General features: G+C 67.7%; 24 protein-coding genes and 1 tRNA gene. 16 read left to right on the top strand and 9 right to left on the bottom strand.

Going from position 1 to position 26,695, the window contains the following annotated elements; all coding sequences use genetic code 11:
• Positions 1-304 precede the first annotated feature (304 nt).
• On the top strand, positions 305-1,132 hold the full coding sequence (locus HF680_RS10295; protein ID WP_185225001.1) for a TerC family protein: 828 nt from the start codon (positions 305-307) through the stop codon (positions 1,130-1,132).
• A gap of 5 nt (positions 1,133-1,137) precedes the next feature.
• A complete protein-coding gene (locus tag HF680_RS10290) occupies positions 1,138-1,911 on the top strand; it encodes a glutaminyl-peptide cyclotransferase (RefSeq protein ID WP_185225000.1) in 774 nt (257 codons plus the stop codon).
• Positions 1,912-1,980: 69 nt separating this feature from the next.
• Here HF680_RS10290 and katG read toward each other — a convergent pair whose 3' ends face one another.
• Complete coding sequence (katG, locus tag HF680_RS10285) at positions 1,981-4,251, bottom strand: catalase/peroxidase HPI (RefSeq protein WP_185224999.1); 2,271 nt, start codon at positions 4,249-4,251, stop codon at positions 1,981-1,983.
• Positions 4,252-4,396: 145 nt separating this feature from the next.
• Between katG and HF680_RS10280 the strand changes: the two genes are divergently transcribed.
• From HF680_RS10280 to HF680_RS10270, 3 genes are all read left to right on the top strand, one after another.
• A complete protein-coding gene (locus HF680_RS10280; RefSeq protein WP_017506284.1) occupies positions 4,397-5,296 on the top strand; it encodes a hydrogen peroxide-inducible genes activator in 900 nt (299 codons plus the stop codon).
• Positions 5,297-5,368: 72 nt separating this feature from the next.
• On the top strand, positions 5,369-5,620 hold the full coding sequence (locus tag HF680_RS10275) for a hypothetical protein (RefSeq protein ID WP_165114962.1): 252 nt from the start codon (positions 5,369-5,371) through the stop codon (positions 5,618-5,620).
• Positions 5,621-5,713: 93 nt separating this feature from the next.
• A complete protein-coding gene (locus HF680_RS10270; protein WP_185224998.1) occupies positions 5,714-7,087 on the top strand; it encodes an NAD-dependent succinate-semialdehyde dehydrogenase in 1,374 nt (457 codons plus the stop codon).
• Positions 7,088-7,165: 78 nt separating this feature from the next.
• On the opposite strand, the gene acnA is transcribed toward HF680_RS10270, so the two are convergent.
• Positions 7,166-9,892 carry an aconitate hydratase AcnA gene (gene acnA / locus HF680_RS10265; protein ID WP_185224997.1) on the bottom strand — a complete coding sequence of 909 codons (2,727 nt, stop codon included), beginning with the start codon at positions 9,890-9,892 and terminating at the stop codon, positions 7,166-7,168.
• 367 nt (positions 9,893-10,259) lie between these two features.
• On the opposite strand from acnA, the gene ccmA reads away from it, so the two are divergent.
• Genes ccmA through HF680_RS10235 form a run of 6 tightly spaced genes read left to right on the top strand, consistent with a single transcriptional unit; the run spans position 10,260 to position 13,453 of the window.
• A complete protein-coding gene (gene ccmA / locus HF680_RS10260) occupies positions 10,260-10,883 on the top strand; it encodes a heme ABC exporter ATP-binding protein CcmA (protein WP_185224996.1) in 624 nt (207 codons plus the stop codon).
• The gene (ccmB, locus tag HF680_RS10255) at positions 10,880-11,590 is read left to right on the top strand and encodes a heme exporter protein CcmB (RefSeq protein ID WP_137720592.1); all 711 of its coding nucleotides are present in this window, start codon (positions 10,880-10,882) and stop codon (positions 11,588-11,590) included. Before ccmA ends, ccmB begins: the two co-directional genes overlap by 4 nt.
• A 39-nt stretch (positions 11,591-11,629) precedes the next feature.
• Positions 11,630-12,349, top strand: a complete 720-nt coding sequence (locus HF680_RS10250; protein ID WP_185224995.1) for a heme ABC transporter permease — start codon at positions 11,630-11,632, stop codon at positions 12,347-12,349.
• A gap of 4 nt (positions 12,350-12,353) precedes the next feature.
• Positions 12,354-12,572, top strand: coding sequence for a heme exporter protein CcmD (gene ccmD, locus HF680_RS10245; RefSeq protein ID WP_185224994.1), 219 nt, complete (start codon positions 12,354-12,356; stop codon positions 12,570-12,572).
• Positions 12,569-13,129: a DsbE family thiol:disulfide interchange protein gene (locus tag HF680_RS10240; protein ID WP_185224993.1), complete on the top strand. Its 561-nt coding sequence runs from the start codon at positions 12,569-12,571 to the stop codon at positions 13,127-13,129. The genes ccmD and HF680_RS10240 overlap by 4 nt, the downstream gene beginning before the upstream one ends.
• Positions 13,130-13,174: 45 nt before the next feature.
• Positions 13,175-13,453: a hypothetical protein gene (locus HF680_RS10235; protein WP_039243838.1), complete on the top strand. Its 279-nt coding sequence runs from the start codon at positions 13,175-13,177 to the stop codon at positions 13,451-13,453.
• Here the strand turns inward: HF680_RS10235 and HF680_RS10230 are convergent, their stop codons facing one another.
• From HF680_RS10230 to HF680_RS10220, 3 genes are all read right to left on the bottom strand, one after another.
• Positions 13,454-14,209, bottom strand: coding sequence for a M48 family metallopeptidase (locus HF680_RS10230; RefSeq protein ID WP_185224992.1), 756 nt, complete (start codon positions 14,207-14,209; stop codon positions 13,454-13,456).
• A gap of 67 nt (positions 14,210-14,276) precedes the next feature.
• Positions 14,277-15,815: a cryptochrome/photolyase family protein gene (locus HF680_RS10225; RefSeq protein ID WP_185224991.1), complete on the bottom strand. Its 1,539-nt coding sequence runs from the start codon at positions 15,813-15,815 to the stop codon at positions 14,277-14,279.
• Between the two features lie 12 nt (positions 15,816-15,827).
• Positions 15,828-16,184 carry a thiol-disulfide oxidoreductase DCC family protein gene (locus tag HF680_RS10220; protein ID WP_161639833.1) on the bottom strand — a complete coding sequence of 119 codons (357 nt, stop codon included), beginning with the start codon at positions 16,182-16,184 and terminating at the stop codon, positions 15,828-15,830.
• A gap of 95 nt (positions 16,185-16,279) precedes the next feature.
• Between HF680_RS10220 and HF680_RS10215 the strand changes: the two genes are divergently transcribed.
• Positions 16,280-16,744 (top strand): DUF3429 domain-containing protein, encoded by a 465-nt coding sequence (locus tag HF680_RS10215; RefSeq protein ID WP_185224990.1) that lies wholly within the window; start codon positions 16,280-16,282, stop codon positions 16,742-16,744.
• A gap of 73 nt (positions 16,745-16,817) precedes the next feature.
• On the opposite strand, the gene HF680_RS10210 is transcribed toward HF680_RS10215, so the two are convergent.
• A tRNA-Gly gene (locus tag HF680_RS10210) sits at positions 16,818-16,892 on the bottom strand.
• A gap of 220 nt (positions 16,893-17,112) precedes the next feature.
• The gene (locus HF680_RS10205) at positions 17,113-17,895 is read right to left on the bottom strand and encodes an SDR family NAD(P)-dependent oxidoreductase (RefSeq protein ID WP_039243834.1); all 783 of its coding nucleotides are present in this window, start codon (positions 17,893-17,895) and stop codon (positions 17,113-17,115) included.
• 55 nt (positions 17,896-17,950) lie between these two features.
• On the opposite strand from HF680_RS10205, the gene HF680_RS10200 reads away from it, so the two are divergent.
• Both HF680_RS10200 and HF680_RS10195 read left to right on the top strand, forming a co-directional pair.
• On the top strand, positions 17,951-18,349 hold the full coding sequence (locus HF680_RS10200) for a YkvA family protein (protein WP_185224989.1): 399 nt from the start codon (positions 17,951-17,953) through the stop codon (positions 18,347-18,349).
• A gap of 49 nt (positions 18,350-18,398) precedes the next feature.
• Positions 18,399-19,589, top strand: a complete 1,191-nt coding sequence (locus HF680_RS10195; protein WP_205196203.1) for a S41 family peptidase — start codon at positions 18,399-18,401, stop codon at positions 19,587-19,589.
• Positions 19,590-19,593: 4 nt separating this feature from the next.
• On the opposite strand, the gene HF680_RS10190 is transcribed toward HF680_RS10195, so the two are convergent.
• Positions 19,594-20,595, bottom strand: a complete 1,002-nt coding sequence (locus HF680_RS10190) for an NADPH:quinone oxidoreductase family protein (protein ID WP_185224988.1) — start codon at positions 20,593-20,595, stop codon at positions 19,594-19,596.
• A 145-nt stretch (positions 20,596-20,740) separates the two neighbouring features.
• Between HF680_RS10190 and HF680_RS10185 the strand changes: the two genes are divergently transcribed.
• The gene (locus tag HF680_RS10185) at positions 20,741-21,610 is read left to right on the top strand and encodes an isoaspartyl peptidase/L-asparaginase family protein (protein ID WP_045809998.1); all 870 of its coding nucleotides are present in this window, start codon (positions 20,741-20,743) and stop codon (positions 21,608-21,610) included.
• Here HF680_RS10185 and HF680_RS10180 read toward each other — a convergent pair.
• Positions 21,607-23,328 (bottom strand): ATP-binding protein, encoded by a 1,722-nt coding sequence (locus HF680_RS10180; protein WP_185224987.1) that lies wholly within the window; start codon positions 23,326-23,328, stop codon positions 21,607-21,609. The two genes, HF680_RS10185 and HF680_RS10180, sit on opposite strands and share 4 nt — an antisense overlap.
• A gap of 247 nt (positions 23,329-23,575) precedes the next feature.
• Here HF680_RS10180 and HF680_RS10175 point away from each other — a divergent pair, with 247 nt between their 5' ends.
• Positions 23,576-26,440 (top strand): M16 family metallopeptidase, encoded by a 2,865-nt coding sequence (locus tag HF680_RS10175; protein ID WP_185224986.1) that lies wholly within the window; start codon positions 23,576-23,578, stop codon positions 26,438-26,440.
• Positions 26,441-26,695: the final 255 nt, after the last annotated feature.

Below are 26,695 nucleotides of genomic sequence, written 5' to 3'. Positions count from 1 at the left end.
TGCGAGGCTCGCAACGGTCAAAAGCTTGAAATGCTTACGCAAAGCACGACGGAGGCCGTATCCGTAAATACGCCCCCTTCAAGCCGGGCGCCTGATAGCACGGGGTTTCGCCGCTCGCAACATTGCGTGAAGGCGCGCCGATGCCGCAGGGCGAGAGCGCGCCGCCGTTTCCTTCCACACAGCGTGGGAAGGGCGACTGCGCCAAAGGGGGGGTGCGACCATGACGCCGCACCCCGTCGCTTGATCGGAACCCGCGTCGGCCCTAGCGATTTCCGCTCAAGCTTTATCCACATCTGGAACCCCGATGCTCGACAGCATAACCCCCCTGCTCTCCGATCCGGCCGCCTGGGCCGCATTGGTGACCCTCATCGTGATGGAAGTCGTGCTCGGCATCGACAACCTGATCTTCATCTCGATCCTGTCGAACAAGCTGCCCGAAAATCAGCGCCAGAAGGTGCGGCGCATCGGTATCGGCCTGGCTTTGATCATGCGCCTGGCCCTGCTGTCGATCATCGCCTGGCTGGTCGGTCTGGTGCAGCCGGTCTTCACCGTCATGGGCAATGAATTCTCCTGGAAGGACCTGATCCTTATCGCGGGTGGTCTGTTCCTGGTCTGGAAGGCGACCAAGGAGATCCACCACACGGTCGATCCCACGCCCAGCCACGATGTCATGGACAAGAAGGACGTGGTCATCGCCAACGCCGGCGCGGCCATCTTCCAGATCATCCTGTTGGACATCGTCTTCTCGATCGACTCGATCCTGACCGCCGTCGGCATGACCGAGCACCTGCCGATCATGGTCGTCGCCGTCTTGGTCGCCGTGACCGTCATGCTGCTGGCCGCTGACCCGCTGGCCAACTTCATCAACAAGAACCCCAGCGTCGTCATGCTGGCGCTCGGCTTCCTGCTGATGATCGGCATGGTGTTGATCGCCGACGGCTTCGGCTATCATGTGCCCAAGGGCTATATCTATGCGGCCATGGCCTTCTCGGCCGGTGTTGAGGCGTTGAACATGCTGGGTCGCAAATCCGCATCCAAGAAGGAAAAGGCCGAACTGGCACGCAACGAGGCGAACGCCGCCGAGGCCCGCGCCCAGAAGGCCGAGGCCGAAGCCGCCGCCGAGCGGGGCTGAGGCTCATGATGCGCCTGTCGTCCCGTCTCGCCGGCCTTGTCGCCGGCCTGCTGCTGACGACAGGCGTCGCCCTGCCGGTCAGGGCCGAAGTCCCGGTCCAGTCCTACGAGGTCGTGCGGGCCTATCCGCACGACACACGCGCCTTTACCGAAGGCCTCTTCTTCCATGACGGCGGCCTTTACGAGAGCACGGGCCTTTACCCGTCCTTCATCCGCAAGGTCGATCTGGAGACCGGCCGCGTAGAGCGTCAGCGCGATTTGCCGACCATCTATTTCGGCGAGGGCATGACCACGCTGAACGGCAAGCTCTACAGCCTGACCTGGCGCAACCACATCGGCTTCATCTGGAAGCTGGACGATTTCTCGCCCTTGGGCGGCTTCTCCTATCCGGGCGAGGGCTGGGCCCTGACCACCGACGGTCGCCGCCTGATCATGAGCGACGGCACCGATCAGCTGCGCTTTCTGGACCCCGAAACCCTGGCTGAGACCGGCCGCGTCGCGGTCACCGCCGACGGCCGGCCGCTGGATCAGATCAACGAACTGGAATGGATCGACGGCGAGGTCTTCGCCAATATCTGGCAGGACAACCGCATCGCGCGCATCGATCCCGAGACCGGCGTGGTCAGGGCCTTCATCGACCTGACCGCCCTGGTCCCCAAAGGCGCGAACCTCGACCCCAACGACGACGTCCTGAACGGCATCGCCTGGGATGCGGCGGGCAAGCGCCTGTTCGTCACCGGCAAACGCTGGCCGCAGCTGTTCGAGATCAAGTTGCGCTGATCCGCACGAAGAAAAGGCCGGACGCTGCGACAGCGCCCGGCCCTCTTCCTTTTCCGCCTCTGCCGCGGCTCAGCCGTGCAGGTCGAACCGGTCCAGCTCCATCACCTTGGTCCAGGCCGCCACGAAGTCCGAGACGAACTTCCCTTCGGCGTCGGCCCCGGCATAGACCTCGGCCAGCGCGCGCAGCACGGCGTTGGAGCCGAACACCAGATCGACGCGCGTGCCGGTCCACTTGGCTTCGCCCGTCTTGCGGTCGCGGCCTTCGAACACGTCCTTGGCGTCCGAGGTCGCCGCCCATTTCACGTCCATGTCCAGCAGGTTGAAGAAGACATCGTTGGATAGCACGCCCGGCCGCTCAGTCAGCACGCCGTGCGTCGCGCCGCCCGTATTGATGTTGATCGCCCGCAGGCCGCCGATCAGCACCGTCATCTCCGGCGCCGTCAGCGTCAGCCGCTGCGCCTGATCGATCAGCAGCGACTCGGCCGGCACGGCATAGCGCGCCTTCTGGAAGTTGCGGAAGCCGTCGGCGACCGGCTCCAGATAGCCGAAGGATTCGACATCCGTGTCCGCCTGGCTGGCGTCCGTCCGGCCGGGCGTGAACGGCACGCTGGCGTCGTGGCCCGCCGCCTTTGCCGCCTGCTCAACGCCCACATTGCCGGCCAGCACGATCAGGTCGGCCAGGGAGACCTTCTTGCCGCCCGTCTGCGCCTGATTAAACTCGGTCTGGATGCGCTCCAGCGTCTTCAACACCCGGTCCAGCTGTTCGGGCTGATTGACGGCCCAATCCTTCTGCGGCGCCAAACGGATGCGGGCGCCGTTGGCCCCGCCCCGCTTGTCCCCGCCGCGGAAGGTCGAGGCCGAGGCCCAGGCCGTGCCGACCAGTTCGGCGGTGCTCAGCCCCGAGTCCAGCACCTTGGCCTTCAGAGCCGCCGCGTCCGTCGCGTCGATCAGCGGGTGATCGACCTCCGGCACCGGATCCTGCCACAACAGAACTTCGCTCGGGACTTCCGGCCCGATGTAGCGCGAACGCGGCCCCAGATCGCGGTGCGTCAGCTTGAACCAGGCCCGCGCAAAGGCGTCGGCGAACGCTTCCGGATCATTCAGGAACCGGCGCGAGATCTTCTCATATTCCGGGTCGAACCGCAACGACAGGTCGGTCGTCAGCATGGTCGGCCGCTTCTTCCTGGCCGGATTGTGGGCGTCGGGGATGATCTCGCCCGCGTCCTTGGCCACCCACTGATGCGCGCCCGCCGGGGACTTCTCCAGCTCCCATTCGAAGCCGAACAGGTTCTCGAAATAGAAGTTGCTCCACTGGGCCGGCGTCTGGGTCCAGGTGACTTCCAGGCCGCTGGTGATGGCGTCGGCGCCGTGCCCCGTGCCGAAGGTGGAGGTCCAACCCAGGCCTTGCGCCTCCAGGCCGTCGCCTTCCGGCTCTGCGCCGACGTGATCGGCCGGGCCGGCGCCGTGCGTCTTGCCGAAGGTATGGCCCCCCGCGATCAGGGCGACCGTCTCCTCGTCGTCCATCGCCATCCGGGCGAAGGTGTCGCGGATGTCGCGCGCCGCCGCGATCGGATCGGGGTTGCCGTCGGGGCCCTCCGGATTGACGTAGATCAGGCCCATCTGCACGGCCGCCAGCGGGTTCTCCAGATCGCGCGTATGCTCGTCGCCGTCGGCGTCATCGTCCGAAACCAGCACGGCCTCGTCGCCAGGCTTCACCACCCCGTCCGAGCCGTGAGCATAGCGTTCGTCGCCGCCCAGCCAGGTCGTCTCGCGACCCCAATAGACGTCCTGATCCGGCTCCCAGGTGTCGGCGCGGCCGCCCGAGAAGCCGAAGGTGCGGAACCCCATCGTCTCCAGTGCGACGTTCCCGGTCAGGATCATCAGGTCGGCCCAGGAGATGGCCTGGCCGTACTTCTGCTTGATGGGCCACAGCAGGCGACGCGACTTGTCGATATTGACGTTGTCGGGCCAGGAGTTCAGCGGCGCGAACCGCTGCTGACCCCGCCCGCCGCCGCCTCGACCATCGCCGACGCGATAGGTGCCGGCGCTGTGCCAGGCCATGCGGATGAACTGCGGGCCGTAATGGCCGAAGTCCGCCGGCCACCAATCCTTGGAGTCCGTCATCAGCGCGCGCAGATCGGCCTTCAGCGCCTCATAGTCCAGTTTGGAGAAGGCCTCGCGATAGTTGAACGACTCGCCCAGCGGATCGGACTTGGCCGAATGCTGGTTCAGCAGATCGACACGCAGCTGGTTGGGCCACCAATCGCGGTTCTGAACGCCGCCGCCTGCGACCGACCGGGGCGTCCGGCCGGAAAAGGGGCATTTGGCTTCGTCGGTCATGGTGTTTTCTCCCTGCTGCTCTGGCGCACGACGGCGAGCGATTTTCCATCGCCCTGTAGATGATGGGGTCATACGACACGGGTCAAACAGATAAAGCCAATCGATTATCCTTGGCGTCAGCATAGGACAGGCCTATTCCGCTTCCATGCTCCCCACCCTGCGTCAGCTCCAGTATCTCAAGCTCCTGGCCGAACACGGCAGCTTCTCGCGCGCCGCCGAGGCCGCCCATGTCAGCCAGCCCGCCCTCAGCGCCGGTGTGCAGGAGCTTGAGCGCATTCTGGGCGCGCCGGTGGTCGAACGCGCGCGCGGCGCCGTGATCATGACCGCCGTCGGGGCGGAGGCCGTTCGCCGCGCCGAGGACGTCCTGGCCCGCACCGAGGATCTGGTCGAGGCGGCCAAGAACGCCGGGCGTCTGCTATCCGGCCGTTTCCGCCTGGGCGTCATCCCCACCGTCGCCCCCTTTCTGCTGCCCGCCAAGCTCCCGTCGGTGAAGGCCGCCTATCCCAGCCTGAAGCTGTTCATCCGCGAGGATCTGACGCCTCGGCTGATCGCGGCGCTGAAGGCCGGTCAGATCGACGCGGCGGTCATCGCCCTCCCTTACGATGCGCCGGGCATCGCCCACGCTCGCATCGGCGATGACGAGATCATGGCCGCCGCCCCCGCCGACCATGCCTTGGCCGCGCCCGGCCCCATCCGTCCCGGCTCGCTGCGGGCCGAGGATCTGATCCTGCTGGAGGACGGCCATTGCCTGCGCGACCACGCTCTGGCGGCGTTGGATATCGAGGCCCCGCGCGGCGACGACGTCTTTGCGGCCACCAGCCTGCACACCCTGGTTCAGATGGTCGGCTCGGGCCTCGGCGTCTCCTTCCTGCCGAAGATGGCGGTGCAGGCCGGTCTGGCCGACAACCCATCCGTCGCCATTCGCGCCTTCGAAAACCAGGCCGACGGCGCCCCGCCCCATCGCGAGATCGTCGTCGCCTGGCGCGCCGGCTCCAGCCGCGCCGCCGAGGCCCGGCTGCTGGCCGAGGCCCTTAAGCTGGATTGAAGCTTGGATGAAACAGAGCTGCCACCTGATTGATCGATTGACCTGAGCGCCGAACAGGTCGCTTGGAGGCGGATGGCAACCGAAACCGTCTACATCGTCCAGGCCTACGTCCAGGGCCGGGGCAAGGCTCTGCGCGCCGAACCCCAGGTCGGCTGCAAGGATGCCGAAGAGGCGCGTCGCAAGGCCGAACGTCTGGCGCCGTTGCGTCTGGGCGTCGTCGCCTTCGCCGTATCGGCCGACACCGAAATGGGCGACTACGACGAAGAGCCCACCATCCTCTTCACGTCCGGCCAACTCCCGCCGCCGTTCAGCGATCCGGACTGACAGCCAGGCAACCCGCCCCGACAGGTCGCGTTTGCCTTCCTGACAACGGATCGGCGCCGCCCCGGGCGTCCGACCGAAGCCTCAGGACGCCCCATGGCCTATCGCACGCTCAATCCCTTCACCGAACAACTGGTCGAGGACTATCCAGAACACACTGACGACGCCGTCGAGGCCGCCCTGGCGAAGGCCGACGGACTGTTTCATTCGGATTGGTCCAAGGGCGACATCCAGCCGCGCCTGGCCGTGCTGAAATCCCTGTCGGGCCTTCTGACCGAAAATCGAGACGACCTGGCCCGCACCATGGCCGAGGAGATGGGCAAGCCCTTGGCTCAGGGGCAGGGCGAGATCGATCTGTGCGCCGGCATCGCCGCCTACTACGCCGACAAGGCCGCCGACTTCCTCAAGCCTGAAAAGATCGACAGCGAACTGGGCGAGGCCTGGGTCGAGTTTCACCCGATCGGCGTGCTGCTGGCGGTCGAGCCGTGGAACTTCCCGATCTATCAGCTAATCCGCGTGGTGGCTCCCGCCATCGCGGTCGGCAACCCCGTGCTCTACAAACACGCGGGCATCGTGCCGCGCTGCGCCGCCCGGTTCGCCGAACTGGTGCGCAAGGCCGGCGCGCCCGAAGGCTTCGTCGCCAACCTCTACATTTCCTCGGACAAGGTCGCCGAACTGATCGGCGACGACCGCATCCAGGGCGTAGCCCTGACGGGTTCCGAGGGCGCCGGCGCCAAGGTCTCGGCCCGCGCCTCGGAAATGCTGAAGAAGTCCACGCTGGAACTGGGCGGCAGCGATGTCTTCGTGGTGCTGGACGACGCCGACATCGAAAAGGCGGTCGCGGCAGGCGTCGAGGGCCGCCTGTCCAACGCCGGACAGGTCTGCACCGGCTCCAAGCGGTTCATCGTCCAGAAGTCGGTCTCCGAGCCCTTCATCACCGGCTTCGTCGAGGGCATGAAGACCGCCGTCATGGGCGACCCGCTGGACGAGGCCACCGACCTAGGTCCGCTGTCGTCCGAGGATGCGCTGAAGACCCTGACCAAACAGGTGGACGAGGCGATCCAGCACGGCGCCAAGGCGGTGACCGGCGGCAAACCCGCCGACCGCACCGGCTTCTTCTATGAGCCGACCGTCCTGACCGACGTCGCGCGCGACAACCCGGCCTTCTATCAGGAGTTCTTCGGCCCGGTGGCCCAGGTCTTCGTGGTCGAGGACGACGACGCGGTCGTGGCCCTGGCCAACGATTCCCACTTCGGCCTGGGCGGTTCGATCTTCTCGGGCGACACCGACCGCGCCCGCAAACTGGCCTCGCGCATCGAGACCGGAATGGTCTTCATCAACACCACCACGACCTCTATGCCCGAGCTGCCGTTCGGCGGCGTCAAACGCTCGGGCTTCGGCCGCGAGTTGGGCGATGTGGGCATCAAGGAGTTCGTGAACCGCAAGCTGGTGGTCGTCAGCGCCGACTGACCACCGCCCTTTCGTCAAACGGAAAAGGGCCGGCGGATCGCTCCGCCGGCCCTCTTTCTTGTCTGGACGAACCGCGACCTATTCGGCGGCGATCGGCGCTTCGGTTTCCGGACCGCGCGCCAGGTTGCGCAGCACATAGGGCATGACGCCGCCGGCCAGCAGATAGTCCAGCTCGGTCTGGTTATCGATGCGGCAGCGGACCGGGAAGCGGGCCATCTTGCCGTCCGACGGGCGGAACAGCTCGACCCACAGGTCCTGACGCGGCTTCAGCTTGCCGATGTTGGCGTCCGACAGGCCGCGGATCGTGACGATCTCTTCGCCCGTCAGGCCCAGTTTCAACCAGCCGTCCTGCTTGAACTGCAGCGGCACGACGCCCATCCCGACCAGGTTCGAACGGTGGATGCGCTCGAAGCTTTCGGCGATGACGGCGCGAACGCCCAGCAGACGCGTGCCCTTCGCCGCCCAGTCGCGCGACGAGCCGGTGCCGTATTCCTTGCCGGCGAAGACGACCAGCGGGCGACCTTCCGACTGATACCGCATGGCCGCGTCATAGATCGACATGGTGTCGCCCGACGGGAAGTGCTTGGTCACGCCGCCTTCGATCTCGGGCGTGATGCGGTTCTTGATGCGGATGTTGGCGAAGGTGCCGCGCATCATGACTTCGTGGTTGCCGCGACGGGCGCCGTAGCTGTTGAACTCGGCCGCCTCGACGCCGTGGTTGGTCAGATAGACGCCGGCGGGCGAGGTCTTCTTGATCGAACCGGCCGGGCTGATGTGGTCGGTGGTGATCGAGTCGCCGAAGATGGCCAGAACGCGCGCTTCGACCACGTCCTGAACCGGGGTCAGGTCCATCGACAGGCCGTCGAAATAGGGCGGGTTGGCGACGTAGGTCGAGCTGTCGTCCCACTCATAGGTCTGACCGCCGGTGACCTTGATGGCCTGCCAGTGCTTGTCGCCCTTGAACACGTCCTTGTAGCGCTTGGCGAACATGGCCGGGGTGACGGACTTGCGCTGGATGTCGGCGATTTCCTGCGTGGTCGGCCAGACGTCCTTCAGGAAGACGTCGTTGCCCTTCTTGTCCTGACCGATCGGATCCTTGGTGATGTCGATCCGCATCGAGCCGGCGATGGCGTAGGCCACGACCAGCGGCGGCGAGGCCAGATAGTTGGCCTGGACGTCGGGGTTCACGCGACCTTCGAAGTTGCGGTTGCCCGACAGGACCGAGGTCGCGACCAAGGCGTTGTCGTTGATCGCCTTGGAGATGGCCGGATCCAGCGGACCCGAGTTGCCGATGCAGGTGGTGCAGCCATAGCCGACCAGGTTGAAGCCCAGGGCGTCCAGGTCCTTTTGCAGGCCGGCGTCGGTCAGATAGTCGGTCACGACCTGCGATCCGGGGGCCAGCGAGGTCTTGACCCAGGGCTTGGCCTTCAGACCCAGCGCATTGGCCTTGCGCGCCACCAGGCCGGCGGCGATCAGCACCGACGGGTTGGAGGTGTTGGTGCAGGAGGTGATGGCCGCGATGACCACGTCGCCGTCGCCGACGGTGAACTTCTCACCCTCGACCTCGGCGCGCGGGGCGTCGGCCGGGCGCGCGAAGACGTCGGTCAGGGCGGTTTCAAAGGCCGGGGCGGCGGTGGTCAGTTCGACGCGGTCCTGCGGACGCTTCGGACCCGCCAGCGACGGCACGACGGTCGAGATGTCCAGTTCCAGCACGTCGGTGAAGACCGGGTCTTCCGAATTCTCGTCGATCCACAGGCCTTGCGCCTTGGCATAGGCTTCGACCAGGGCGACGCGCGCCTTGTCGCGGCCCGTGGCGGTCAGATAGCCGATGGTGGCGGCCGAGACGGGGAAGAAGCCGCAGGTCGCGCCGTATTCCGGGGCCATGTTGGCGATGGTCGCCTGGTCCTCGATGGTCATGTTGGGCAGGGCGTCGCCGAAGAACTCGACGAACTTGCCGACCACGCCCTTCTTGCGCAGCATCTGGGTGACGGTCAGCACCAGGTCGGTCGCCGTCGTGCCTTCGGGCATCGTGCCCGTCAGCTTGAAGCCGATGACCTCGGGGATCAGCATCGGGATCGGCTGGCCCAGCATGGCCGCCTCGGCCTCGATGCCGCCCACGCCCCAACCCAGGACGGCCAGGCCGTTGATCATGGTGGTGTGGCTGTCGGTGCCGACGACGGTGTCGGGATAGGCGACTGTCTTCTTGCCCTCTTCCAGAGTCCAGACGGTCTGGGCGAGGTTCTCCAGGTTCACCTGGTGGCAGATGCCGGTGCCGGGCGGCACGACGCGGAAGTTGTTGAAGGCCGACGAACCCCAGCGCAGGAAGTTGTAGCGTTCGATGTTGCGCTCGTATTCACGCTCGACGTTTTGGCCGAAGGCTTTGGACGTGCCGAAGTTGTCGACCATGACCGAGTGGTCGATGACCAGATCGACCGGCACCAGCGGGTTGATCTTGGCGGCGTCGGCGCCGAGGGCGCTCATGGCGTCGCGCATGGCGGCCAGATCGACCACGGCGGGCACGCCGGTGAAGTCCTGCATCAGCACGCGGGCCGGACGGAAGGCGATCTCGTGCTCGACCGAGCCCTTGTTCTCGACCCAGGCGGCGACAGCCTTCAGGTCGTCTTCGGTGACGGAAACGCCGTCCTCGTTGCGCAGCAGGTTCTCCAGCAGCACCTTCATCGAGCGCGGCAGGCGGGAAATCCCGGTCAGACCGGCTTCCTCGGCGGCGGGAAGGCTGTAATAGGCGTATTTCTTACGCCCGACGGAAAGGTCCTGGCGGGTCTTGAAGCTGTCGATCGACGGCATGGAGAGTTCCTCTGGTCAGCGCCGCCCGACAATCCGGTTGCGCCTTCGCGCGGCAGACGCAGCGGCTCACAGGGCCCCTGCGCGCGCGGCGAAAGCCTGCTGCGGCGACCGTGCCTATAGCCCCGCCGCGCCGCACCGTCCATGTGTCCACACCCCTGACGTGGACATTGAGAAGGGTTCGCAGAAAACACGCCCTGCCTCTCCCTCCCCGGAACGGGGAGGGTGGTCGCGCAGCGACCGGGTGGGGGCGGCCCGGCAGGGGCGCACGGCTTGTGGCGAGAGCGATCAGCGATGTATCACGCCGCCGCCCCCACCCGACCTCGCTGTGCTCGGCCACCCTCCCCGGAGCGGGGAGGGAGATGCCCTCATGATCCACACCCTCGCCCTCTCCGGCCTGACCGTCTCGCGCGGCGAGCGCCGACTGTTCGATGGTCTCGACCTGACCTTGCGCGCCGGCGAGGTGCTGGCCCTGACGGGCGCAAACGGGGCAGGCAAGACCAGTCTGCTGCGCGCGATCGCGGGCCTGTTGCGCCCCGATGCCGGGACGGTCGCCTTCCAGGACGGCGACGGCAATCGGCTGGACGAACGACAGGCGCGTGGACGCGAAACCCACTTTCTCGGTCATCTGGACGGGCTCAAGGGCGGCCGCACCGCGCGCGAAGAGCTGGGGTTTCAGTGCGACTGGTTGGGCCACACCCAGTACGGCGTCGACCAAGCCGTCGAGGCCTTCGGCTTGAAGCCCCTGCTGGACCTGGAGGTCCGGCGTCTTTCGGCCGGTCAGCGCCGTCGCTTGGCCATGGGCCGGCTGGTCGGATCGCCGCGCGCCCTGTGGCTGCTGGACGAACCGATGGCGCCGCTGGACACGCGTTGGCGCGAAGCCTTCGCCGAACAGATGCAGCGTCATCTGGACGCCGACGGCCTGATCGTCGCCGCCGTCCACGACCCCCTGCCGCTGCCGACCCGCGCTCTCGATCTGGGGGCGCTGAAGTGAGCCGTCGCGATGTCGATCAGGAACCCCGTCCGCCTGGCCTGCGCGGCGCGACGCGCGTGCTGCTGGAGCGCGAACTGGATCTGGCCTGGGGCGGGGGCGGCGGCCCCTTGCTGGCCTGCGGCTTTTTCGCCTGCCTGACCGCCATACTGCCGCTGGCGGCCGGCGGCGATCCGCGCACGCTCGGCCCTGTCGCCGGCGGCGTCGCGTGGTTGGCGCTCGCCCTGGCGTCCCTGCTGTCGCTGGAGCGGCTGTTCGAGCGCGACATGGAGGACGGGGCGCTGGATCTGCTGGCCCTCGGCCATCTGGCGCTGGAGCAGGTCGTCTTGATCAAGGCCCTGGCCCAGTGGATCGCCGTCGGTCTGCCGCTCGCCCTGACCGCCCCGGTCGCCGCCTTGGCGCTTGGCCTGCCCGCCTCGCTGACGCCGCTGGTCGCTTTGACCGCCCTGATCGGCGGCGCGGGCTTTGCCTTCACCGGCGCGCTGGGCGCCGCCCTTGCGCTGGGCGCCAAGCGTGGCGGGCTGCTGATCGCCGTCGTCGTCCTGCCGCTGTTCATCCCGCCCGTGGTCTTCGGCGCGGGCGCCCTGGAGCGCGCCGGATCGGGCCAGCCGGTCGGCCCGGCGCTGGCTCTGCTCTGCGCCTACGTCCTGTTCGCCGCTGTCGTCGCGCCCTTCGCCGGGGCCGCCGCCGTTCGCAACGCGCAAGGGTGAGCTTGCCCGCCGTCCCTTCGCCGCGTAAGCGCTGAACTGATGTTCGGCCTGTCCAATCCGCAGCGCTTCATGGCCTTCACCGGCCCGTTGACGCCCGTTCTGTGGGGGCTCGCCGCCGTGCTGCTGGGCGTCGGCGCCTGGCTCAGCTTCACCGTTCCGGCCGATTATCAGCAGGGCGACACGGTGCGGATCATGTTCGTCCACGTGCCTGCCGCCACCCTGGGCCTGGGCGCCTATGCGGCGCTGGGCGTATCCAGCTTTTTTGCGCTGGTCTTCCGCCACGCCCTGGCCGACGCCGCCGCCCGCGCCGCCGCCCTGCCGGGCGCCGCCTTCACGGCCCTGGCCCTATTCACCGGCTCGCTATGGGGCCAGCCGATGTGGGGGACCTGGTGGGTGTGGGACGCGCGCCTGACCAGCGTGCTGGTGCTGTTTCTCTTCTACCTCGGCTATATGGCGCTGAGGGCCTCGATCGACGACGAGCAGAAGGCCGGGCGCGCCGCCGCCGTCCTGGGTCTGGTCGGCCTGATCAATCTGCCGATCGTGAAATTCTCGGTCGATTGGTGGAACACCCTGCATCAGCCCGCCAGCTTCCTGACGCCTGGCTCCTCGGGCCTCGACCCCGTCTATCTGCCGCCCTTTCTGACCATGCTGGCGGCCTACGGCGTGCTGTTCGCGGCCCTGTGGCTGACCGCCATCCGCACCGAGATCCGCCGCCGCCGCGTCACGACCCTGCGCGCCCGTCTGGCTCAGGAGGCCTGAAGCCATGCTCGACCTCGACATGACCCCCTACGCCGCATTCGTCTGGCCCGCCTGGGGCGTCAGCGCCCTGGTGCTGATCGTCCTGACCATCCGCGCCGTCGTCGCCTCCCGCAAATGGAAGCGCGAACTGGCCCGGCTGGAAGCAGACCAAGTTCTCCCGTCTGAAGCGGCAGACTCAGCCCGTCCTCAAGTAGCGCGAAGCGCGATAGGACAACAAAAATGAACCGTTGGCTGGCCCTGATCCCGCTGGCGGTCATCGTGGCGCTCGCGGCCCTGTTCGTCGGCTGGTCGCTGAAGCGCGATCCGGCGTTCAAGCCCGACGCCCTGGTCGGACAGCCGATCCCCGAGACGGTCCTGCCCCTGCTGTCGGGCGATCAGGCGGGACCGGGCAATCTGGACCTGAAGACCGCCGGCGTCGGTCGGCCCATGCTGGTCAATGTGTTCGCCTCCTGGTGCGCGCCATGCCGGATCGAACACCCCAAGCTGCTGGCGCTGAAGGCGCGCGGCGTCGCCGTGGTCGGCATCGCCTACAAGGACGAGCCGGTCGCCACCCGCGCCTTCCTCGACGAACTGGGCGATCCCTATTCGATGGTGCTGGTGGACCGCGAAGGTCGTGCGGGCCTCGACCTCGGCATCTCCGGCGTGCCCGAGACCTTAGCCGTCGACGCCATGGGCCGCATCACCGCCAAACAGTCCGGCCCCCTGCTGGACGACGCCGACATCGACCGCCTGGTCGCCTCCATGCAGGCCCCGCCTCGTCCCGCGCCGACCAAGCGGTGAGGCTGCGTTAACCCTTTTTCGAGGGTTTCCATTAACCATGTCGGCATGAGCGCGATTCGTCCCGGCCTGCCGCTGAACACGCCCGCCCAGGGCCTTGATCTGCCGAGCGCCCGCAGCGCCCAGGCGGCCTTCTTCCGCGCCGCCCTGAATCAGAATGCGGTGGATCAGACTGCGGCGCCCAAGCCGCCGGTCCCGGCCGCGGCCGTCATGTCCACGATTCGCACCGCCAACCCGGCCCGGCCGGTCGAGGCGCCCCCCGCCCCGGCCCAGCGCGAGGAGCCGCGGATCATGCGTCCCGGCTCCTACCTCGACATCCGGGTCTGATCAGTTCCAGCCGCGGCTGGCGATATACTGCTGCAGCGCCTCGATCCGGGTCGCGTCCGACGGGTGGGTCGAGGCGAACTGCGGCGTCTGGGTCTGACGCTGAGCCGCCATCAGTCGCCATAGCGCCACCGCCTGCGACGGCTTGAACCCGGCCCCGGCCATATAGTCCACGCCCAGACGGTCGGCCTCCAGCTCGTCGCGCCGCGAATAGGGCAGCAGCAGGCCGTATTGGGCGGCCAGACCGCCATAGGCATTGACCGCATCCCCGTAGCGACCCGCAGCCCCCCCGACGGCCGCCAGACCGACGCTGGTCACCGTCTGGTTCGAGGCGCGCTCGGCCGCATGGTTGGCGACGACGTGCCCGATTTCGTGACCGATCACGCTGGCCAGCTGGTCGTCGTTCTGAACCAGGGCCAACAGGCTGGTCGTCACGCCGATCTGGCCGGACGGTAGAACGAAGGCGTTGGGGCTGGCCTCCGTGAACACCGCATAGTCCCAGGTCCGACCGCCCAGACCCGCCGCCTGGACCAGACGGTCGCCGACGCGCCGGATCCGGTCGACCTGGGCGCCGGTCGTCATCACGCCTGGTTTGGCGATCGCTTCTCGCCAGGCCGCGGTCGATTGCTGCGATAGGGCGGCGTTGTCCACCAACAGCAACTGATTGCGGCCCAGCGCTTCGTTATAGGCGCAGGCGGACAGGGCCGAGGCTGCGACGGCGGCGGCCAGGACAAGGGCGGAACGGCGGGGCAGGGTCACGGAGCGGCCTCTTCGAGCAGGACGAAACAGCAAGGCAAATGGTCGCGCTGGGCCTGGGGTTCCACCGTCAATCGATCGGCGTCGCGCCCAGCAGGGTCCGGCACGCCTCCGCCTCGGCCGCCAGGGCCTTGCGCTTGGCCTCTCCGAACTTCTCCAGCGTGCGGTAGGGCATGGCCAGCCGCACATTGTCCCGCAGCCGGTCGCGATTGCGCTCTAGAAAGCCCCAGTACAGCCGGTTGAACGGGCAGGCGGCATCGCCGCTCTTGCTCTTCACGTCATAGCGACACGACCCGCAGTAGTCGCTCATCCGGTCGATATAGGCCCCCGAGGCCGCATAGGGCTTGGACCCGACGATGCCGCCATCGGCGAACAGGGCCATGCCGCGCGTATTCGGCATCTCGACCCATTCATAGGCGTCGGCATAGACGCACATATACCAGTCATCGACCTGATCGGGATGCACGCCCAGCAGCAAGGCCAGATTGCCGGTCACCATAAGCCGCTGGATATGGTGAGCGTAGGCGTTGTCGCGCGTGGTCTTCACCACGTCGGCGACACAGGCCATGTCGGTCTCGCCGGACCAGTAGAACCACGGCAGCTTGCGGTCCGCATCCAGGAAGTTGCGCGCCCGATACTCCGGCGCCTTCAGCCAGTAGATGCCGCGCACGAACTCGCGCCATCCCAGGATTTGCCGGATGAAGCCTTCGACCGCATTCAGCGGCGCTTTGCCCGCCCGATAGACCGCCTCGGCGCGCTTGCAAACATCCAGCGGGTCAAGCAGTCCCAGGTTGATCGAGGTCGAGATCAGCCCGTGCCACATCCACGGCTCATTCTCCGCCATCGCGTCCTGCCAGTCCCCGAATGAGGGCAGGACATCCTTCAGGAAGTGCTTCAGCGAGGCTTCCGCATCCTCCGCCGTCGTGGCCCAGCCGAATCCGTCCAGCGATCCGAAATGGTCGCCGAACAGTCGCTCGACATCCGCCATCGCCTCGCGCGCCACGGCGTTGGGCCGGATGCGCAGGCGATTGGGCGGCGTCACGCCCTTGGCCAGCTTCTTGCGGTTCTCGGCGTCATAGTTCCAGCGCCCGCCCTCCGGCTGATCGCCGTCCATCAGTATGCCCGTCGCGCGGCGCATCTCGCGATAGAAGAACTCCATGCGCAGCTGCGACTTGCCCGAGGCCCAGCGGCGAAAACGTTCGTGGCCGCTGATGAAGCGGCGATCCTCGCGAATCTCGACCGGCAGCCCCGCCCCTTCCGCAAAGGCGGCCAGATGCTCGGCCAACCGCCACTCGCCGCATTCGGTCATCACCACCGTTTCATAGGCGCCGTCGTCCAGCGCCCGGGCCAGTTCGCCGGTGATCGAGCCGCTGTTGTCCGCGTCGTCGATCCGCACATAGCGCACATTGACGCCCCACCCCTTCAGCCGCTCGGCGTGATTGCGCATGGCGGCGAAGACCAGGGCCAGCTTCTGCTTGTGATGCCGGACATAGGTCGCCTCGTCGCGAACCTCGGCCATCAGAACCGTGTCGACGTCTGGGTTCAGCCCCTCCAGCGCCGACAGGTCGTCCGACAGCTGATCGCCCAGCACCAGCCTAAGCACGGACATGCGTTATTTCCATCACCGGGCCCATTTGCGAGCGAGAGACTGAAGTCGAGGACGCAGGCGCAGAAACACCCGGTACGCCCTCTCCAACGCCGCAAGGACCCAGGGGATGCGTGCGGCCAGGCCTAGCGGGCGCAACAGCGGTATGGCCCGCCACATCGCCGCGAACGCCGCCGCGCCCGACAGCAGCCTGCCGTTCTCCGTTGCGTGGAATCGCGCCAGCAGCGTCTCGCGATCCAGCGGGCAGCTTGTCTGACCATCCGACACATCGACGAAGCGGATCGCGCCGCGTCGATCCAGCCGACGCATCAGGGCGATCTCGCGTCGGCACAGGGGACAGCCGCCATCATACCAGACGAGCAAGGGTGTCATGACGGTCGAAGGCTCTCGGCGACGGCGAACGGGCTCGCCATCCTATACGGGCGTCCTCTACAGTCTGGATCGCAACCCGCCTCGACAGGTGTCCGATGACGATTGAACCCACCGGCCGACATCGCTTGCCGCCGCTCGCCCGCATCCTGGGTTTCGCCGGCCTGCTGCCCCAGGCGGCGGCGGTCGCCGTCCTTGTTGCAGGCGACGCGGACCAGCAGACCGCCGCCCTCGGCCTGGCCTACGCCTACGCCGCCCTGATCTTCAGCTTCCTTGGCGGCGTCTGGTGGGGACTGGCGGCTGCGACGGGCCTGAAGGCGCCCAAATGGGTCTGGATCGCCTCTGTGGCGCCCTCGCTTCTCGCGCTGGCGACCAGCGTCGTCTGGGCGGCGGGCTCCGATCCGGCCGTGTCGCTGGTCGTGCTGGGCGTCTTCATCGCCGCCAGCGTCCTGGTCGATCTGAAGCTGAAGGCGGCCGGTCTGACGCCAGAGGGCTGGCTCGCGCTGCGCGCGCCGCTGTCGATCGGTCTGGGCGTGCTGACGCTCATCGCCGGGCTGATCTGAAAATATCTCAGGCAGCGGATAAAAAATCGGGGCCTGCCGCAACCGACAGACCCCTGATTTTTTCGTCTCGACTTGGAGCGGGCGAAGAGATTCGAACTCTCGACCCCAACCTTGGCAAGGTTGTGCTCTACCACTGAGCTACGCCCGCACTCCGTAGGAGCTAGGTGCGCTCCCCGTCGAGGAGGGGGCGTATAGCGGAGGGTTGATCGGTCCTGCAAGAGGTTTTTTCGGGCTATAGCGGTTCGCGCTGCTTGAGCCCGATATTTGCCTTTACGGTCGCCGCTGAAACGCTTTGCTGCTCGCCGCCTAAGCGCTTTTGCGCTCAAGCAGCGAGCGACCGCGTCGCGAGCGTAGCGCCCTTCCGCGCGTCAGCGCGGCGCCAGACGAATGGCGCCGTCCAGACGGATGCATTCACCGTTGATGTAGACGTTTCGCGCCAGCTCCAGCACCAGCGACGCATAGTCGGCCGGCGTGCCCAGGCGACTGGGGAAGGGGATGGCGGCGGCCAGGGCGTCCTGAATCTTCTGATCCATGCCGGCCATCATCGGCGTCCACATGATGCCGGGCAGGATGGTGTTGCAGCGCACCCCTTCCTGGGCCAGATCGCGCGCGATAGGCAGGGTCATGGCATAGACCCCGCCCTTGGACGCCGAATAGGCCGCCTGGCCGATCTGGCCGTCCTGAGCCGCGACGGAGGCGGTGTTGACGATCAGGCCGCGCTCGCCGTCCGCCATCGGCTCCAGCGTCACCATGCCCGCCGCCGACTGCGACAGGACGCGGAAGGTGCCGAACAGATTGACCCGCACGGTCCGTTCGAACTGGGCCATGTCGTGGGCCTTGATCTCGCCGGTGTCCTTCTTGCGCGAGACGGTCTTCTGGCCCGTGGCGATGCCAGCGCAGTTGACGGTCAGGCGCTCCTGGCCATGGGCGGCGCGGGCCTTTTCGAAGGCGGCGGCGACCGAGGCGTCGTCAGTCACGTCCACCTGGCAGAAGACGCCGCCGATCTCGGCGGCGATAGCCTCGCCCTTTTCTGCGTTTAGGTCGAACAGGGCGACCTTGGCCCCCGTCGCCGCGATGGCGCGCGCGGTGCCTTCGCCCAGGCCCGAGGCGCCGCCGGTGACCACTGCGGCGATGGTGTTGTCGAGTTTCATCCTGATCGTTCCTATATTGTCGTGAACCTGAGTTTCGTTTGAGGATTTAGCGGCCATGACCGCCAAAGCCAAACCCGCCGATCCGTCGGATGTCCTGGACCCGAAAAAGGCGCTCGTGCCGTCGGTCGTGAAGATCAACGAGGCCCGCGTGACCAAGGGCTTCTGGCCCAAGATCCAGCGCACGGCCGCCCATATCCCCTTTGCGGACCAGGCCCTGGCCGCCTGGTACGCCGCGCGCGATCCGCAGACGCCGATGGCGGCCAAGGGCATGATCTTCGCGGGCCTGGCCTATTTCGTCATGCCGGTGGACGCCATTCCCGACATCTTCGCGGGCATCGGTTACACCGACGATGCGGCCGTCATCACCGCCCTGCTGGCCTTGGTCGGCGCCAACATCAAACGCCGCCACCGCGACCAGGCCGAGGACGCGGTGCAGCGGCTGAAGGCGAAATAGCTCAGCTTACCGATTATTCAGTTGTCTGGTGACCAGGCGAGACTCAATTTTGGCCCTGTCCTTGTTGAAGCGCCTGGCGCCGTTCGTCGCCCTCACCACATTCGGCCTGCCGCTTGCCGCCCTGTCCCAAACAAGCGCGCCGACAGCCGAAGACTTTAGGAGCGACGCCCGGTCCATCGACGGGCTGATCGCGGCGAACTACGCCTATCTGGACCGCTTCCCGTCTGGCCAGGCGCCCATGACCGAGCGTCTGCGCGCCGAAGCCGATGCGGTTCACGACAGCGCCACCTTGCTGCGCTACGCCGAGCGGCGGCTGGCGCTGCTGGCGGACGCCCATGTCATCACTGGCAGTTCGTTCTCCGACAGCTGGGCCATCGTCCCCAGCTACGCCGACCTTTGGATCGAACCCGAGGGCGGCCTCTATCGCATCACAGCCGTACGCGACCGATCCCCGGCCCAGGGCGCCGGAGTGACGGTGGGCGACCGGCTGATCCGGATCGACGGCGTCCCGACGGACGAGGCCGTCGCCGCCTATTGGCGCGATCTGGGCCTAGAGTCGGGCGGCGACGCCAGCTACGCCGTGCGCGTGCTGGCGGCCGGACGCCGCGACCGCCCGCGTCGCCTGACGCTCCAGCGCGGCGACGGTCTGCAGCGGGAGTTGGAGCTGTCGAACCTTTATGCGGCCCCGCGCCCCGGCGCCGGGCCGATCACGACCACGCGCGGAAGGGACGGCCTGACGATCACCTTCAACGATTCCCTAGGCGACGACCGCACCATCGCGGCCTTCGACGCCGCCATGACCCAAGCCCGCCGCAACGAGACGATCATCCTGGATCTGACCGACACCCCCAGCGGCGGCAACACGGTCGTCGCACGCGCGGTCATGGGCTGGTTCGTGAGCGAAGCCCGTGCCTATCAGGTGCACCGCCTGATGGCGGAAGAGCGCGAAACCGGCGTGCCGCGCCAGTGGATCGAAGAAGTGCTGCCCCGCCCCGGCCGCCATCACTCAGGCGCGGTTCGGGTCAAGGTCGGCCGCTGGACCGGCAGCATGGGCGAGGGCCTGGCCCTGGGCCTTGACGCCCAGGGCGCGCGGGTCACGGGCTGCCCGATGGCTGGCCTCTTGGGGGCTATTTACGACTTCCACCTGGAGCGTTCCGGCCTGACGATCAAGCTGCCGGCGGAGCGCCTGTCGTCGGTGTCGGGCGTTCCGCGCGAGGACTTCCGCTGCCCGTCGGCCTGATCCTTCAGCTCTCGACTGTCACCACGATCTTGCCCAGCGCCTGACGGTCGCCCAGCGCCTTGATCGCTTCGCCGGCCTTTTCCAGCGGGAAGGTTTTCGAGACCCGCGGCCTGATCTTGCCGTCGGCGTACATCTGCATCAGTTCGGCCATGTTGGCGGCGTGGGCCTTGGGATCGCGCATCACCGCCGCACCCCAGAAGACGCCGATCACCGACACCGACTTCAGCAGCGTCAGGTTCAGCGGCAGGGAAGGAATGCCCGCCGGAAAGCCGACCACCAGATAGCGCCCGTTCCAGTCCATGGCCCTCAGCGCCGGATCGGCGTAGTCGCCGCCGACCGCGTCATAGACCACGTCCGCCCCGTCGCGGCCGGTCGCCAGCTTGAACTCGCCGGACAGCTCTTTTTGCGCCGCCTTGTCCATCGGTCCCGACGGATAGATCAGGCCGTTGTCGGCGCCCAGTTCAAGCGCGAACTCGACCTTGTCGTTGGTCGAGGCGGCGGCGACCACCTTGGCCCCCATAGCCTTGCCCAGTTCGACGGCGGCGGCGCCCACGCCCCCGGCCGCGCCCAGCACCAAGAGGGTTTCGCCCGCCTTCAGCTGCGCCCGGTCCTTCAGCGCATAGTAGCTGGTGCCATGGGTCATGATCAGGGCCGCCGCCTCTTCGAAGCTCATGACGTCGGGGATGGGGATGACCGTCTCGGCCCGCACCGCCAGCCGCTCGACCAGTCCGCCCCAGCCCGGCACGGCGATGACCCGGTCGCCCTTGCGTACGCCCTTGACGCCCTCGCCCACCGCCTCGACCACGCCCGCGACCTCGGCGCCCGGCGAGAAGGGCCGCTCGGGCCGGAACTGGTATTTGTCCTCGATGATCAGGGTGTCGGGATAGTTGATCCCCACCGCCTTGACCTCGATGATCACCTCGCCCGCCTTGGGCGTCGGGTCGAGCACGTCCTCCACGACCAGGGTTTCGGGGCCGCCAGGCGTCTTGGACAGAACAGCGCGCATCAAAGTTTCCTTTCTGGGCCTATCGCGCTTTGCGCTGCTTGAGGCCGTTTTCCCTTGGACCGACATGGCGCGGCCTTCATCGCGACGCTAAAGAGCGCCACGCCCGTTTGAAAGAGGCGATAAGGACAAGGCTCAGGAAGACGACATGACCGCCCTCATCCTCCACGGCGGCGCCGGCGCCCGGCGCGAACGCAACTACGACGCCGAGGTCGTGCACATGCGCGAAGTGGTGGAAGCCATGAAGGTCCGGCTGGACGCGGGCGACAGCGCCCTGGATGTCGCCACCGCCGCCGTCGTCATGCTGGAGGATTCGGGCCTCTATGTCGCCGGCAAGGGCGCGTCCCCCAATCTCGCCGGCGCCTATGAGCTGGACGCCAGCATCATGGACGGATCGACGAAACGCGCCGGCGCCGTCGCCGCCCTGCAAGGGTTCCGCAATCCCGTCGTCGCCGCCCGCGCGGTGATGGATCGCACCCCCCACGTCATGCTGGTGGGCGACGGCGCGGCCCTGTTCGCCCACGACCAGGGGCTGGAGCCCATCGCCGACGAAGCCGCCTGGTTCACCGGCGCCGGCAAGGGCGAGGACAACCATCCGCCCGGCATCCTCAGCCACGGCACTGTCGGCGCCTGCGTGCTGGACAGCCAGGGCCGTCTCGCCGCCGCCACCTCGACCGCCGGGGTGTTCGGCAAGATGCCGGGCCGCGTCGGCGACACGCCGATCCCCGCCGCCGGAACCTGGGCCGACGCCCACGCCGCGACCTCCTGCACCGGCCAGGGCGAATATTTCATCCGCGTCGCCGCCTCCGCCCAGGTCGCCTGGCGCGTCGCCGCCGGTCAGTCGCTGGCCGAGGCGACCCAGGCCGTCATCGACGAGATCGGTCAGATGGGCGGCGACGGCGGAATGATCGCCCTGGACGCCGCCGGAAACATCGCCGCCCCGTTCAACAGCCAGGGCATGAAGCACGCCTGGCTGACGCCCGCCGGCGAGATCGGCGTCCAGGTCTTCCGCGACTAGGTCTTGGCGGACATCACGTCGGAAATGGTGGTCAGCAGCCGTTTCAGATCGATGGGCTTGCTGACCACGGCATCCATGCCCGCGGCCAGATAGCTCTCGACCTGCTCCACCATCGCATTGGCCGTCAGGGCGATGATCGGCGTACGCACCAGCCCCTGGTCGGCCTCACGCTGCCGGATCGTCCGGGTCGCCGTCGGTCCGTCCATGTTCGGCATCTGCACATCCATCAGGATCAGGTCCCAGTCGCGCGTTTGCGTCGCTTCGACCGCCTGAAGCCCATCATCGACGATCTCGACCTCGATCCCGACCTGGCCCAGAAGGCCCCGGATCACCTGCTGATTGACCGGGTGGTCCTCCGCGACCAGCACCCGCAGCGCCCGCTCCGGCTCGGCGTCCGGCGCATCCTCACCGACCTGCACGGGCTGCGCTGGCGTCAGCGGCAGCGTGACGACGAAGGTCGCCCCTTCGCCCGCCTCGCTCTCCACCTCGATCCGACCGCCCATCAGCTCCACCAGGGTCGCCACGATCGACAGGCCCAGCCCGGCCCCGTCGCGCCGGTCGACGGCCGCCGCCTCGATCTGGGCGAAGCGCGTAAAGAGCTGCCCGATCTGGTCCGCCGGTATGCCCCGCCCGGTGTCCGACACGCAAAACACCGCCCCGGCGCCCGTCAGCGCGACATCCAGCGCCACCTGCCCCTCTGTCGTGAACTTGATGGCGTTGGACAAGAGGTTGAACAGGATCTGGCGCAGTCGAACCGGATCGGCGCTGACCCAGCCTAGGCCCGGCGACACGACGTGGAAGGCCAGGTCCTTGCTTTCGGCCAAGGGCCGCAGCGTCTCTGTGACTTCGTGGACCAGGGCGTCCGCATCGATGGGCTGCGGCACGATCTCCAACCGCCCCTCCTCGATCCGCGACAGGTCCAGGATCTGGTTGATCAGGTCCAGCAGGGTGTGGGCCGACCGATCCAGAGTCTCCAGCCGCGTCTTCTGCCGGTCCTCCAGCGCGTCGCCCGCCATGATCTGCGCCATGCCGATGACGCCGTTCAGAGGGGTGCGGATTTCATGGCTCATATTGGCCAGGAAGCGGGACTTGGCGGCATTGGCTTCGTCGGCCTCCTGACGAGCGCATCGCGCGGCGTCGCGATCCCGCACGGCCGCCTCATGCGCAGCCTGCACGTCCATCAGCAACGCCTTGTTGCGCTGGTCCGCCGAGAACAGGTCGCACCACAGGGCGTGGGTCGCGCGCGAGATGATGAACAGGATTGTCGCCAGCATGACGAAGGCCGCCGCCACCGCCAGACCGTGCGGCCCGATCAGCGAGGGATAGATCACGACCAGCACGGTCGCGCAGATCGGCGCCGCCGCCAGCGCCAACAGCCGAGGAGCCGCGCTGAACTGAACGAAGGCCACGCCGATCGACCAGACCTGGATCAACACCACCACCAGCATCACATCGGCGCGGGGGTTCATCAGCCAGGCGATCAGCGGCCCGGATACCCCCAGGGCGAACCGGATCGCCACGATGGCCATCAGCAACGGGGGCCAGCCCGCGACGGGCGCCTCAGCCTTCTGGTATCGCCTGACGCGCCCCTGCGCCCAGGCGTCGAACGCCATGCCGACCAGGGCGAACCCCAGCCCCACCCACGGCTGCCCGAGGGCCGCCAGGATCAGCCCGGCGGCCGCCCAGCTGCCGTAGAGGACGGCGGGCGGAGTAACCATATTTTGCAGGACGAAGGCCCAGACCGCGATCTTTTCGTCGGAGACAGAAGTCGCTTTCGCTCGTCTCGGCACGCGTCCTCGGCTTGGGTCGTCGCTGGGATGCGACCTATTGGCGAATAGAGCGCCGTCGGGGTTTTGTCCATCAACGACCCGCGCCTTATCCGGTTCATTACAGCTCGGTAAGGTGCAAGACGCCCAATCGCTGATACGGTCTCGGCGCCCGGCGTTCCGGGCTTCGGAGCCTTTCATGAAATCCCGCCTGATCGCCACAGCCGCCGCCTCGGCCCTCCTTCTCGGCCTCGCCGCCCCCGCCTTCGCAGAGGGCGCCGCGCCCGCCGCGGCCGCCGCTCAATCGACGGGGCAGGCGCCGCAGGGCGTGACCGTGCCCCCGCTGGGCTTCACCAAGCGCGTTCTGGCGAACGGGCTGGAGGTCTATTCGGCGCGTGACGCCGACACCTCGAACGTCACGGTCCAGGTCTGGTACAAGGTCGGCTCCAAGGACGATCCGGCCGGCCGTTCGGGCTTCGCCCACCTGTTCGAACACCTGATGTTCAAGTCGACCACCAACCTGCCGCCCGAGACCTTCGACCGGCTGACCGAGGACGTGGGCGGCTCCAACAACGCCTTCACCGCCGACGACACCACCGCCTATTTCGAGACCGTGCCCGCCAACCATCTGGAGCGGATGCTGTTCGCCGAGGCCGACCGCATGGGTTCGCTGGTTGTGGACGAGCCGACCTTCGTCGCCGAGCGCGACGTGGTGAAGGAGGAATATCGCCAGCGAATCCTCGCCAACCCCTACGGCCGCCTGTTTGGCCTGTTCGTGCCCGAGACCATCTATCAGGACAGCCCCTATCGCCGTCCGGGCATCGGCTCGATCGAGGAGCTGGAGGCCTCGTCGCTGGAGGACGTGCGCCGCTTCCACGCCACCTATTATCGCCCCGACGCGGCCTATCTGATCGTGGCCGGCAACTTCGATCAGGCCCAACTGGACCGCTGGGTCGATCAGTATTTCGGCCCGCTGAAGAACCCGACCACGCCGATCCCGACCAACAATGTCGTCGAGCCCGAGCCGACGGGCCCGCGCAACGTCACCTACTATGCGCCGAACGTGCCGCTGCCGGCCGCCGTCGTCGCCTGGCCGACGGTGAAATACGCCGACGCCGACCGCGCCGCCCTGACCGTTCTGGACGGCATCCTGTCCACCGGCGAATCCAGCCGCCTGTATCGCTCGCTGGTCTATGACAAGCAGATCGCGGCCCAGATCGGCTCGACCCCCGACTTCTCGCAGCAGGCCGGCAATCTGTCCGCCCTGGCGATCATGGCCCAAGGTCACACGGCCGAGGAAGGCATCGCCGCCCTGAACGAAGAGATCGGCAAGCTGCGCGACACGCCCGTCAGCGCCGAGGAACTGGCCGAGGCCAAGAACGAACTGGTCGCCGACGCCCTGCGCAGCCGCGAGACGGTGGATGACCGCGCGACCGCCCTGGGTTTCTCGCTGATCAACACCGGCTCAGCCGCCGCCGCCGACGAAGAGGTCGCTCAGATCCAGGCCGTCACCGTCGCCGACATCCAGCGCGTCGCCCGCAAATATCTGACGCCGCAGCGCCAGTCGACGATCACCTTCCTGGCCGCCGACGACCAGAACCCCGCCTCGGTCCAGAAGATGAACGTGGACGCCCCCGTGAAGGTCGCCGACCTGGCCCCCGCCGGTCCGCCCGCCGTCCTGCTGCCCGAGGCGGAGCGCAAGCCCCTGCCCCAGCCGGGCGCCGAGGTCGCGCCCGTGACGCCGACCGTCGCCGACTTCCGGCTCGATAACGGCCTGCGCGTCCTGGTCGCCCCGACCGACGGCGTGCCGCTGGTTTCCGCCCGCCTCAGCTTCGACGCCGGTTCGTCCGATGACCCGACGGACAAGGCCGGCGTCGCCGCCATGACCGCCGCGCTTCTGACCCAGGGCACAAAGACCAGGACCGCGCCCGAAATCGCCACCCAGATCGAACAGCTGGGCGCCAGCGTCGGCGCATCGGCCGGGGTCGACTTCTCGAACGTCTACGCCAACGCCCCCTCGAACGCCTTCCCGGCAACCGTCGCCCTGATGGCGGATCTGGTGAAGAACCCCACCTTCGCCGGCGAAGAGCTTGAACGTCAGCAGGCCCAGACCCTGGACGGCCTGCGCGTCGCCCTCAGCCAGCCGGCGTCCATCGCCGGCATGACGGTCGGCCGCGTCATCTACGGCGACGCCCCCTATGGCGCGACGATCACCCAGCAGACGGTCCCGGCCATCACGGCGGCCGACGTCGCCGCCTTCCACGCCGCCCGCTACCGGCCGTCGGACGCGACCCTGGTCTTCTCGGGCGACATCACGCCGGCCGCCGCCCGCGCCCTGGCGCAACAGGCGTTCGGCGACTGGCGTCCGGCCGGCGCGGCCCCGGCCGCTGCGACCAATCCGGCCGGCCAGCCCCTGGCGCCGCGCATTGTCGTGGTGAACCAACCCGGCGCCGGTCAGGCCGCGGTCGTCGCCGCCGTTCGCGGCGTGTCGCGCACCGATGCGGACTTCTTCCCGCTGACGGTCGGCAACACCCTGCTGGGCGGCGGCTTCTCGTCGCGCCTGAACCAGGAAATCCGCATCAAGCGCGGCCTGTCCTACGGCGCCTCGTCGTCGCTGGGCGCACGGGCGGATTCGGGCCTGTTCACCGCCTCGACCCAGACCAAGAACGAAACCGCCGACGAGGTCGCCGATCTGATCCTGGCCGAGATCGCCAAGCTGGGAACCGAGACCCCGACCCAGGCCGATCTGGCCCCGCGCCGCGCCACCCTGATCGGCGGCTTCGGCCGCTCGCTGGAGACGGTCGACGGCCTGGGCGCCTTGGTCGCCAACCTGGCGCTCTATGATCTGCCGATGAGCGACCTCGCCGACTACGCCGGCCGGGTCCGCGCCGTCACGCCGGAACAGGTCGAGGCCGCCTTCGCCGAACACCTGCCGGTCAACCGCGCCAGCCTGGTCATCGTCGGCGACGGCTCCAAGTTCCTGGACGATCTGCGCGCCAAACACCCGAACCTCGAAGTCATCGAGGCGGGCGCCCTGAACCTGAACACCGGCTCGCTGAAGTAAGGCCGGATCGGCAAGCCCCCTCCTTCCCCTGGCGGCGAAGGAGGGGGTCGGCCGCCAGCCGTCCTATTTTCAGGACCGAAGTCGTCTCTTTTCAGGGACTTTCGGGCCATCGTCGACAATCATCCATACGGGCGTCGAACGGGGATATGATCCATCCCCGATCTTTGACATCGCGATCCCCACGCCGAGTCCTTGATTCTCAAGGTCGGGCCCGACCGGCCTCGAGAATTGCACGCGTGCAATTCGAGCGGAGAT

It is taken from the genome of Brevundimonas huaxiensis (genome assembly GCF_014218725.1).
Taxonomy (GTDB): domain Bacteria; phylum Pseudomonadota; class Alphaproteobacteria; order Caulobacterales; family Caulobacteraceae; genus Brevundimonas; species Brevundimonas huaxiensis.
The sequence above is the reverse complement of the archived record's forward strand: the minus strand, read 5'-3'. Positions and strand labels throughout refer to the sequence as shown.

What these genes read in the sequence shown, in the direction of transcription:
- HF680_RS10295 (WP_185225001.1), top strand. Translation starts at nt 305, where the DNA reads ATGCTCGACAGCATAACCCCCCTGCTCTCCGATCCGGCCGCCTGGGCC.
- HF680_RS10290 (WP_185225000.1), top strand. Translation starts at nt 1,138, where the DNA reads ATGATGCGCCTGTCGTCCCGTCTCGCCGGCCTTGTCGCCGGCCTGCTG.
- katG (WP_185224999.1), bottom strand. Translation starts at nt 4,251, where the DNA reads ATGACCGACGAAGCCAAATGCCCCTTTTCCGGCCGGACGCCCCGGTCG.
- HF680_RS10280 (WP_017506284.1), top strand. Translation starts at nt 4,397, where the DNA reads ATGCTCCCCACCCTGCGTCAGCTCCAGTATCTCAAGCTCCTGGCCGAA.
- HF680_RS10275 (WP_165114962.1), top strand. Translation starts at nt 5,369, where the DNA reads ATGGCAACCGAAACCGTCTACATCGTCCAGGCCTACGTCCAGGGCCGG.
- HF680_RS10270 (WP_185224998.1), top strand. Translation starts at nt 5,714, where the DNA reads ATGGCCTATCGCACGCTCAATCCCTTCACCGAACAACTGGTCGAGGAC.
- acnA (WP_185224997.1), bottom strand. Translation starts at nt 9,892, where the DNA reads ATGCCGTCGATCGACAGCTTCAAGACCCGCCAGGACCTTTCCGTCGGG.
- ccmA (WP_185224996.1), top strand. Translation starts at nt 10,260, where the DNA reads ATGATCCACACCCTCGCCCTCTCCGGCCTGACCGTCTCGCGCGGCGAG.
- HF680_RS10250 (WP_185224995.1), top strand. Translation starts at nt 11,630, where the DNA reads ATGTTCGGCCTGTCCAATCCGCAGCGCTTCATGGCCTTCACCGGCCCG.
- ccmD (WP_185224994.1), top strand. Translation starts at nt 12,354, where the DNA reads ATGCTCGACCTCGACATGACCCCCTACGCCGCATTCGTCTGGCCCGCC.
- HF680_RS10240 (WP_185224993.1), top strand. Translation starts at nt 12,569, where the DNA reads ATGAACCGTTGGCTGGCCCTGATCCCGCTGGCGGTCATCGTGGCGCTC.
- HF680_RS10235 (WP_039243838.1), top strand. Translation starts at nt 13,175, where the DNA reads ATGAGCGCGATTCGTCCCGGCCTGCCGCTGAACACGCCCGCCCAGGGC.
- HF680_RS10225 (WP_185224991.1), bottom strand. Translation starts at nt 15,815, where the DNA reads ATGTCCGTGCTTAGGCTGGTGCTGGGCGATCAGCTGTCGGACGACCTG.
- HF680_RS10220 (WP_161639833.1), bottom strand. Translation starts at nt 16,184, where the DNA reads ATGACACCCTTGCTCGTCTGGTATGATGGCGGCTGTCCCCTGTGCCGA.
- HF680_RS10215 (WP_185224990.1), top strand. Translation starts at nt 16,280, where the DNA reads ATGACGATTGAACCCACCGGCCGACATCGCTTGCCGCCGCTCGCCCGC.
- HF680_RS10205 (WP_039243834.1), bottom strand. Translation starts at nt 17,895, where the DNA reads ATGAAACTCGACAACACCATCGCCGCAGTGGTCACCGGCGGCGCCTCG.
- HF680_RS10200 (WP_185224989.1), top strand. Translation starts at nt 17,951, where the DNA reads ATGACCGCCAAAGCCAAACCCGCCGATCCGTCGGATGTCCTGGACCCG.
- HF680_RS10190 (WP_185224988.1), bottom strand. Translation starts at nt 20,595, where the DNA reads ATGCGCGCTGTTCTGTCCAAGACGCCTGGCGGCCCCGAAACCCTGGTC.
- HF680_RS10185 (WP_045809998.1), top strand. Translation starts at nt 20,741, where the DNA reads ATGACCGCCCTCATCCTCCACGGCGGCGCCGGCGCCCGGCGCGAACGC.
- HF680_RS10180 (WP_185224987.1), bottom strand. Translation starts at nt 23,328, where the DNA reads ATGGTTACTCCGCCCGCCGTCCTCTACGGCAGCTGGGCGGCCGCCGGG.
- HF680_RS10175 (WP_185224986.1), top strand. Translation starts at nt 23,576, where the DNA reads ATGAAATCCCGCCTGATCGCCACAGCCGCCGCCTCGGCCCTCCTTCTC.